General features: G+C 72.3%; 6 protein-coding genes. 5 read left to right on the top strand and 1 reads right to left on the bottom strand.

The genetic code is table 11. The features are described 5' to 3' along the window. The 3 genes from AN216_RS16625 to AN216_RS16615 form a co-directional block, all read left to right on the top strand. The coding region (locus AN216_RS16625; protein ID WP_070197474.1) for an NYN domain-containing protein at positions 1-1,055 on the top strand (1,055 nt) is incomplete at its 5' end. Positions 1,056-1,338: 283 nt separating this feature from the next. After that, the gene (locus tag AN216_RS16620) at positions 1,339-2,367 is read left to right on the top strand and encodes a C40 family peptidase (protein ID WP_070197473.1); all 1,029 of its coding nucleotides are present in this window, start codon (positions 1,339-1,341) and stop codon (positions 2,365-2,367) included. A 50-nt stretch (positions 2,368-2,417) separates the two neighbouring features. Then, positions 2,418-3,659 carry a hypothetical protein gene (locus AN216_RS16615; RefSeq protein WP_070197472.1) on the top strand — a complete coding sequence of 414 codons (1,242 nt, stop codon included), beginning with the start codon at positions 2,418-2,420 and terminating at the stop codon, positions 3,657-3,659. Positions 3,660-3,720: 61 nt separating this feature from the next. Here the strand turns inward: AN216_RS16615 and AN216_RS16610 are convergent, their stop codons facing one another. Further along, complete coding sequence (locus AN216_RS16610) at positions 3,721-5,013, bottom strand: glycosyltransferase family 87 protein (RefSeq protein ID WP_107402012.1); 1,293 nt, start codon at positions 5,011-5,013, stop codon at positions 3,721-3,723. 118 nt (positions 5,014-5,131) lie between these two features. On the opposite strand from AN216_RS16610, the gene AN216_RS16605 reads away from it, so the two are divergent. Both AN216_RS16605 and AN216_RS16600 read left to right on the top strand, forming a co-directional pair. Next, entirely contained in the window at positions 5,132-6,283 is a 1,152-nt protein-coding gene (locus tag AN216_RS16605; RefSeq protein WP_070197471.1) for a glycosyltransferase family 4 protein, read from the top strand. Between the two features lie 333 nt (positions 6,284-6,616). Next, complete coding sequence (locus AN216_RS16600; RefSeq protein WP_079166668.1) at positions 6,617-8,671, top strand: anthranilate synthase family protein; 2,055 nt, start codon at positions 6,617-6,619, stop codon at positions 8,669-8,671. Positions 8,672-8,681 lie beyond the last annotated feature (10 nt).

Below are 8,681 nucleotides of genomic sequence, written 5' to 3'. Positions count from 1 at the left end.
GCAGGGACCCGCCGGCCGCCGCCGACCCGGTCGAGGTGGCGGCGGTGGCGTACGTCCTGCGCCCGCCCGGCTGGGTGAAGCTGGTCATCGCCGCCGGTGAGGAGGCACAGCGCGCCCAGGCGGAGCGGGCGGGGGAGCAGGCGGAGGAGGAAATCGCCCGGCTCCGTGCCGAGTTGGCCCGTGCCCGGTCGGACACCCGGGCCGAGGCGGACCGTGCCCGTACGGAGTTGGAGGCGGCCCGTAAGGACGCGGAGAGCGCGCATCGCAAACTGCGCGCCGCGCAGAGCGACGTGAAGCGGGGCGCCGCGGAGCTGCGGAAGGTGCGCGGCGAGTTGGAGTCCACCCGGGCCGCGCAGGCGGCGGAGAAAGCGGCCCTGGACGGCGAGGTGCGCAGGCTGAAGGGGCGTCTCGCGGAAGCGGAGTCCGCCCTGGAGTCCGGGCGGCGGGCGGCCCGCGAGGGGCGCAGTGTCGAGGACATGCGGGTGCGGTTGCTGCTGGACAGCGTGTTGGACGCGGCTCAGGGCCTGCGCCGGGAGCTGGCGTTGCCGCCGTTGGAGAGCCGGCCGGCGGACGCCGTGGACGCCGTGGAACCAGGCCGGATGGGTCCGAAGGACATCGCCGCGCGTGCGTTGTCCGAGGAGGACCCCGCGTTGCTGGACCAGTTGCTGGCGCTGCCGCAGGCCCACCTGGTGGTGGACGGCTACAACGTCACCAAGGCCGGGTATCCCACGCTGCCGCTGGAGAAGCAGCGGCTGCGGCTCCTCGGCGGACTCGCCGTGCTGGCTGCCCAGTCGGGAGCGGAGATGACCTGTGTCTTCGACGGGGCCGAACTCTCCACCCCGGTGCTGCTGGCACCTCCCCGCGGGGTGCGCGTGCTCTTCAGCAAGCCGGGTGAGACCGCGGACGAGTTGATCCGCCGGCTGGTGCGTGCCGAACCGCCAGGACGGGCGGTGGTGGTGGTGTCCTCGGACCGCGAGGTGGCCGACGGCTGCGCCGCCGCGGGAGCGCGACCGGTCGCCTCGAAACTCCTGCTGCGCCGACTCGAACGGGCCTGACGCCCCGGGTCTTGGCTGCCGCCGGACGCGCGACTTCCACGGAGTGTCAAGTGGCCGTAGCGGCGGGTGTGATGTGTGTAAAGAATGTGTCTCCGGAGAAGGTTTTTTGTCTGAGGGATTTGATCCGGTCGGACCCGCTGGCTAATCTCTGGCGTCGAACCCTCGCGCCGTTGGTCACTCACCGGGAGTGGCAGTGGGGGTACCGCCTCGTTCCGCGTCCCGCCCGACGTGGAGCCGGACTGACCGACCGGCAGGCGGCTGAGGAAGAAGGAGCTCGCCCATCGTGGCGTCCCACCGTCGTCCCAAGCAGCCGAGCCGGGCTCGTGTTTCCGTGATCACCGCCACCGCGGCTGCCGCTGTCGCCGTGACCACCCAGGCCGCCCAGGCCGACGAGCCCTCGGACCCCTCGAAAGAGGAGGTCAAGTCGAAGGTCGACAAGCTCTACGAGGACGCCGAAGCGGCGACGGAGAAGTACAACGGCGCCAAGGCGAAGCAGAGCAAGCTGCAGAAGGAGGTCGGCAACCTCCAGGACAGCGTGGCCCGGGGCCAGGGCGAGCTGAACGACCTGCGGGACGGCCTCGGCACGATGGCCACGGCGCAGTACCGCAACGGCGGCGTCGACCCCTCGGTGAAGCTGTTCCTCTCCTCGGACCCGGACGGCTACCTCGACAAGGCGGCCACGCTGGACCAGCTCAGCGCCAAACAGACGGCCGCGCTCGAGAAGATCCAGAGCAAGCAGCGCAGCCTCTCCCAGCAGCGGACGGAGGCGAAGGGCAAGCTCTCCGACCTCTCCGAGACCCGCAAGTCGCTGGGAGAGAAGAAAAAGAAGATCCAGGGCAAGCTCTCCGAGGCGCGCGAACTGCTCAACACGCTGAGCGAGAAGGAGCGCGCCGAGCTGGCGGAGAAGGAGGAGAGCGCCAACCAGGACTCCGGCGAGCGTGCCGGCGACGCGCCGCCCGCCTCCGGCCGAGCTGGCGCCGCGCTCGCGGCGGCGAAAGGGAAGCTCGGATCGCCGTACGTGTGGGGTGCCACCGGACCCAGTTCCTTCGACTGCTCCGGGCTCACCTCCTGGGCGTACAGCCAGGCTGGAGTCAGCCTGCCGCGCACCTCCCAGGCCCAGTCCTCCGCCGGCACCCAGATCAGCCGGGACGAGCTCAAGCCCGGTGACCTGGTGTTCTTCTACAGCGATCTGCACCATGTCGGTCTGTACGCCGGGAACGGCCAGATGGTGCACGCGCCCAAGCCGGGCGCCAGCGTCCGCTTCGAGTCCATGGACAACATGCCGTACCAGTTCGGCGTGCGGGTCGGCTGACCGTTCCGCGAGGGACACGTGGCCGCGCCCCGGCACGTACGATCCATGCCGTGGGGCTTCAACGGTTCGGGTATCTCCGGTGGTGTGTCGGGGCACTGCTGATCGTGCTGCTGGCCGGCGGCTGTGGCGACTCCGAGGATGGGAACGAGAGGGCGCGCGAGCGGGTCGGAGAAGTGCTCGACCGGCGGGCGGTGGCCGTGCGGAACAACGACCTGCACGGTTACCTCGCGGTCGTCGACCCCGGCTCGGGGCAGCAACGCGACCACCAGCGCGAGGTGTTCCAGAACCTCCGCCGGCTGCCGCTGGCGCACTGGTCGTACCACGTCACCGACCTCGAGCTGCGGGAGGACGGACTCGCCTACACCCAGGTGCGGTTGCGTTACCAGCTGCGCGGCTTCGACCCGGAACCGGTCACCGCCACCGAGGAGCTGGTGTTCACGCACCGGGACGGTGACTGGTATCTCGTCACGGAGCGGCCCGGCAGTCCGCGGCAACTGTGGGAGCAGGGACGGATGTCGGTCCACCAGGGCAGTCACGGCCTGGTGCTGAGCGCGGACGACGGTGACGCGGCCAACGTGGTCACGGCGCGGATGCTGCGGCGCGTCGGCGCCGCCGCGGACGTGGCGGTTCCCGTGGTCGCCGAGCGGTGGCCACGGGGCTGGGCGCGGAGCGTGGTGGTCGAGGTGCCGGGCACCCTGTACGGCGTGGGCCAGCGGCTCGGCACCTCCGCGGAGAGCTACGAGGGCATCGCGGCGCTGACCTTGGGCAAGGGCAAGGGCAAGGGCGGGCGGCCCGCGGACCGTATCGTCGTCAACCCCGAGGCGTACGGCGAGTTGAGCGACACCGGGCAGCAGGTGGTGATGACACACGAGACTACGCATGTCGCCACCCGGAAGCACACCTCGGACGCCACCCCGATGTGGCTCTCGGAGGGATTGGGCGACTGGTTCGGCTATCTGGGGAGCGGTCGGTCACCGCGTACGGCCGCGCCGAAGCTGACCAGCGCGGTGCGAGACGGCAGGGTGCCGGAACGACTGCCCTCGGACAGGCAGTTCGCCTACGACGCGGGCGCGGAAACGCTGGGCATGGCCTACGAGGGCAGCTGGCTCGCCTGCCGGATGATCGCCGAGGAATGGGGCGAGGAACGGCTGATGGAGTTCTACCGGAAGGTTGGCGGGAAGTCCGACGACCAGCGGGCGGCCGTGGAAGCGGCACTGGGGGACGTACTGGGGCTGGACCGGGCGGAGTTCACCGCGCGCTGGCGCGACTACCTGCGGTCCGAGCTGGGCTGACACCCCGCCGCGGTGTCTGTGCCACCCCCGGGAAGCGCGCTGTCGGCAGCGACGTGCCGCCTCAGCGGCCGGTCTCGGCGAGTGCACCGGCCGACTCGGACGGCTCGTCGGGCGCCGTGCCGGCTGCCGCGGCTGGTTCCGCGCCCCATGCCGTACGCGTGCCGTGTCCGGCCCGGTGCGCCCGGCGTGGGCGGGGGCCGCTGACGGTGTCCTGCCACAGCCGGGTGGCGGAGAGCAGCGCGGCGGCCACCAACAGGCCGTTGCGCAGTACCATCAGCGTGACGCCGAGGCTGTCGCTGGCTACCACGTGCGCGAACCAGACGGGGAACTCGAGCACCGTCACCAGCGTCGCCAGCAGCACCAGCAGCGCGGGAAGCCGCTGCCGGCTGGCCCGTGCGGTCACCGCCACCGCCGCCAGTCCCACCAGCCAGACCAGGTACTGCGGGCTGATCACCCGGCTGGTCACGGTGAACAGCAGCACCCCGGCGAAGGCGGCGTCCGCGGGGGTGCTCGCCGTCCATTCCACCGACCGCAGCCGCCACACCAGCAGCCAGCCGAAGCTCAGCACCGACAGGGCGAGTGAGACATTCCCGACCAGGGACACCTGCGGCCCCAGGAACTCCAACGATCCGTAGTGGAAGAGCACCTGACCCTCCCAGCCGAACTGCCGGGCGATATGGAACACCAGCGCGCCCACCGACTCGATCTCGACGCCCCGGTCCCGCTGCGCGGTGAGGAAGTCCAGGGCGCCCGGCATCGTCAACGCGAAGCCGAGCAGCAGCGCCAGGGCGGTGCCGCACGCTGTCAACCACGCTCTACGGGTGGCCCGGCCACGCGGCGTGCTCAGAAGCAGCAGTGCCGGCCACACCTTCAGCATCGCCCCGAAGGCCGCGAGCGCCCCCGCCACCCGGGGCCGTCGGGCCAGCGCCAGCAGCGACACGACGGCGACGGCCGTGACCATCAGGTCGTAGCGGGCGTACGCGGTGGGGCCCAGCAACGGCACGCCGACCACCCAACACCAGGCCCCGGCGAGTCTGTTGCCCGGCCGTCGGCCGGCTCGCAGCAGCAGTCCGAAGGTCACCGCGTCGGCAGCGCAGACCAGGGCGAAGAAGGCCGACGCGTAGTCCAGGAAGGGCAGCAGGCCGGGGGAGAGCACCGCGAGCGCCGCGCCGGGCGGATACTGCCAAGTGACGTCGTCTTGTGGGAAGTTGCCGGTGCTCAGCACCTCGTACCAGCCGTGGTAGATCATCGAGACGTCGGTGGTGACGTCCGGCCCCGGCAGCGTGAACACCTTCAGCACGCACAGCAGCAGCGCGGCCCGGGTCGCGATCCAGACGGCTACGGGGAGGCGCATGCGGCCGAGCGTACAGGCCGGCGCGCGCCGTTCCGGGAGGCGCCGGTTCGGCGGCGGGTACGGGTCAGGGTGCGTACTGCCAGGGTGCGTACGGTCGAGGGGCGTACTGTCGGGGGCGATGGAGAAGACCCTGCTCGTCACCAACGACTTCCCGCCCCGGCCCGGCGGCATCGAGGCCTTCCTGCACCACATGGCGCTCGGCCTCGATCCCGAACGGCTCGTGGTCTACACGTCCGGCTGGAAGCGCACGCCCCGGGGACTGGAGGAGACCGCGCGCTTCGACGCCGAGCAGCCGTTCCGGGTCGTACGCGACCACGGTACGGCGCTGCTGCCCACCCCCGGGGCGACCCGGCGGGCCGTGGCGTTGCTGCGTGCGCACGACTGCCGCTCGGTGTGGTTCGGGGCTGCGGCGCCACTGGGACTGATGGCGCCCGCGATGCGGCGGGCGGGTGCGCGTCGGCTGGTGGCGACCACTCACGGACACGAGGCGGGCTGGGCTCGACTGCCCGCCACCCGGCAGCTGTTGCGGCGGATCGGGGAGGCGACGGACTGTGTCACCTACCTCGGTGAGTACACCCGCTCCCGGATCGCCGAGTCGCTGTCCCCGAGTGCCGCGGCACGGATGGTACGCCTCGCACCGGGTGTGGACGAGCGGGCGTTCCGGCCCGACCTGGCCGCCACCGCCGGCGCGGCGGTGCGGGAACGGTACGGGCTGACCGGCCGGCCGGTGGTCGTGTGCGTGTCCCGTCTGGTGCCGCGCAAGGGGCAGGACACACTGATCAACGCGCTGCCGCGGATCCTCGCGGCGGTGCCGGACGCCGCCTTGCTGGTGGTCGGCACGGGGCCGTACCGCCGGGAGCTGGCGCGGCTCGCCGAGACCCGCGGGGTGTCCTCGGCCGTACGTTTCACCGGCGCCGTCGCCTGGGAGGAACTGCCCGCGCAGTACGCCGCGGGGGACGTCTTCGCGATGCCCTGCCGGACCAGACGGGGCGGACTGGACGTGGAGGGGCTGGGCATCGTCTATCTGGAGGCGTCCGCCAGCGGGTTGCCCGTCGTCGCCGGTGACTCGGGCGGTGCGCCGGACGCGGTGCTGGACGGGGAGAGCGGGTGGGTCGTACGCGGCGCGGAGCCGGAACAGGTCGCGGACCGGGTGATCGCGCTGCTGCGGGACCGGGAGCTGCGGGAGCGGATGGGCCAGCGGGGGCGTGCCTGGGTCGAGCGGGAGTGGCGCCGGGACCTGCTGACCCGCCGGCTGGAGGCGTTGCTTTAGCAGCCTGTGCGGGCCGTGCGGTGCCGGACGTCGCTCGGGCTGACGGACGGGCCGCTGGTCAGGCCCTGCCTCGGCGCTGCCGGTCAACCGCTCGGGTACGGGTCGGGACATCGGGTCGGGCGGGCGCGACGGCCCCGTCCGGTAGGGTGAGCGCATGTTCGCGCGCACGACGACCGGCAACTGGTGGTGGACCGCTCCCCAGGCGGCCCACTGACCCGCGCGCACTCACCAACCACGCGAAGGCCGCCCGAGGGGCGGCCTTCGTCGTGTCTCGGACGGACACCGCGTGGCTCAGCCTCTCGGACGGCCCTCCCCTTCCGGAAGGACCGTCCGATGCACGCAGGACCAGCCCAGCCCGGGCAGCCAGGGCCACCCAGTCGTTCCGACCAGCTGGCCCGCTGCCTTCCCGGTGACCGCCCAGACCGCTCCGACACCTCCTCCGACCACCGCCCCGACGGGCAGTCCGCCGCCGGGCGGACCGACGGCGCGCGGCGGCCGTTCTCCCTGGAGCGCCTACTGCGCCCCGACGCTCCACCGTTCGCCCTGCTGCGCCGGCGTACCCCGGGTCGGGACGGCGATCTGGTGGAGGTGCTGATCGGCGCGGTGCGGGAGGTGGATCGGCTCGCCGAACTGCCGGTCGACGCCCGGGGCGCGCTGGCGCTCGTACCGTTCCGGCAGATCCGCGAGCGGGGCTTCGAGTGCCACGACGACGGCACTCCGCTCTCCGTGCTCGTGCCACACGAGACCCACCAGGTCCCGCTGACCGAACTGCTGCCCGCGCTGCCCCAACGGTCCGTACGCGTCGAGGGCGGCGCGTTCCACGTACCGGACGGCGCGTACGAGAAGCAGGTGCGCCGGGTGGTGGACGAGGCGATCGGCGCCGGCGAGGGCGCGAACTTCGTGCTCCGCCGGGACTATCAGGGAACCATCCCGGACTTCTCCCGAGCCGCCGCGCTGTCCCTCTTCCGGCGGCTGCTCGTCGGGGAGCGCGGCGCGTACTGGACCTTCGTCGTACACACCGGCCGCCGGGTGCTGCTCGGCGCCAGCCCCGAGGTGCACGTGCGGATGAACGGGGGCACCGTCGTGCTGAACCCGATCAGCGGCACCTACCGGTATCCGCCGCAAGGGCCGTCCGTGACCGGGCTGCTGGACTTCCTCGGGGACCGTAAGGAGACCGAGGAACTGTCCATGGTGGTGGACGAGGAACTCAAGATGATGAGCGTCATCGGCGACCGTGGCGGGACCGTCGTCGGTCCGCGGCTGCGCGAGATGGCCCATCTCGCGCACACCGAGTACGAGTTGCGCGGCCGCAGTTCGCTGGACGTGCGGGATGTGCTGCGGGAGACGATGTTCGCGGCCACCGTCACCGGCTCGCCCGTGCAGAACGCCTGTCGGGTGATCACCCGCTACGAGCCGACCGGGCGCGGATACTACGCCGGCGCGCTGGCGCTGCTCGGCCGGTCCACGGACGGCGCGAGTCAGACCCTGGACTCGCCGATCCTGATCCGTACCGCAGATATCGACGTCGCCACCGGACGGCTCCGGGTGCCGGTCGGCGCCACCCTCGTACGCGGCTCCGAACCGGCCGGCGAGGTCGCCGAGACGCACGCGAAGGCGGCCGGAGTGCTGACGGCACTGGGCGTGCTCCCGGCCGCCGCCGACTCCCGAACGGAGCGGCCGGGGCTGGCCACGGATCCGCGGGTACGGGACGCGCTGGCCCGGCGGCGGCGCGCGCTGGCGCCGTTCTGGCTGCGGATGCAGCCGGCCGCCGACCCAGCCGCAGCCATCGCCCCCGACTCCCGTGGCCGCGCCCTGGTGGTGGACGGCGAGGACACCTTCACCGCGATGCTCGCCCATCTGCTGCGGACCAGCGGCTTCACGGTGACCGTGCGCCGGTACGACGAGCCGGGGGTACGGGAGGCCGCCGTGGCGCACGAGGGCCCGGTCGTACTGGGGCCGGGACCCGGGGATCCGCGGGAGGTCGACGACCCCAAGATGCGGACACTGCGCGGCCTGACCCGGGAACTGCTCGCCGGACACCGGCACGGGGTGCTCGGCGTGTGCCTCGGGCACGAGCTGATCGCGGCCGAGATCGGGCTGGACCTGGTCCGTCGGGAGCGTCCGTACCAGGGTACGCAGGAGCGGATCGAACTGTTCGGACAGACGGAGACCGTGGGCTTCTACAACTCCTTCACTGCCCGCTGTGGTGCCTCCGTCGTCGAGGAACTGGCGCTGCACGACATCGCGGTGAGCCGAGACCCGCACAGCGGCGACCTCCACGCGGTGCGCGGACCCGGCTTCGCGGGGGTGCAGTTCCATCCGGAGTCCGTGCTGACACTGAACGGCCCGGAGATCATCACGGGACTGCTGGCGGGGGCACTGGTCTGAGGGCGGGAGC

The sequence above is a fragment of the Streptomyces oceani genome (assembly GCF_001751245.1).
Classification (GTDB): domain Bacteria; phylum Actinomycetota; class Actinomycetes; order Streptomycetales; family Streptomycetaceae; genus Streptomyces; species Streptomyces oceani.
This window is presented reverse-complemented; position numbering and strand designations above follow the sequence as displayed.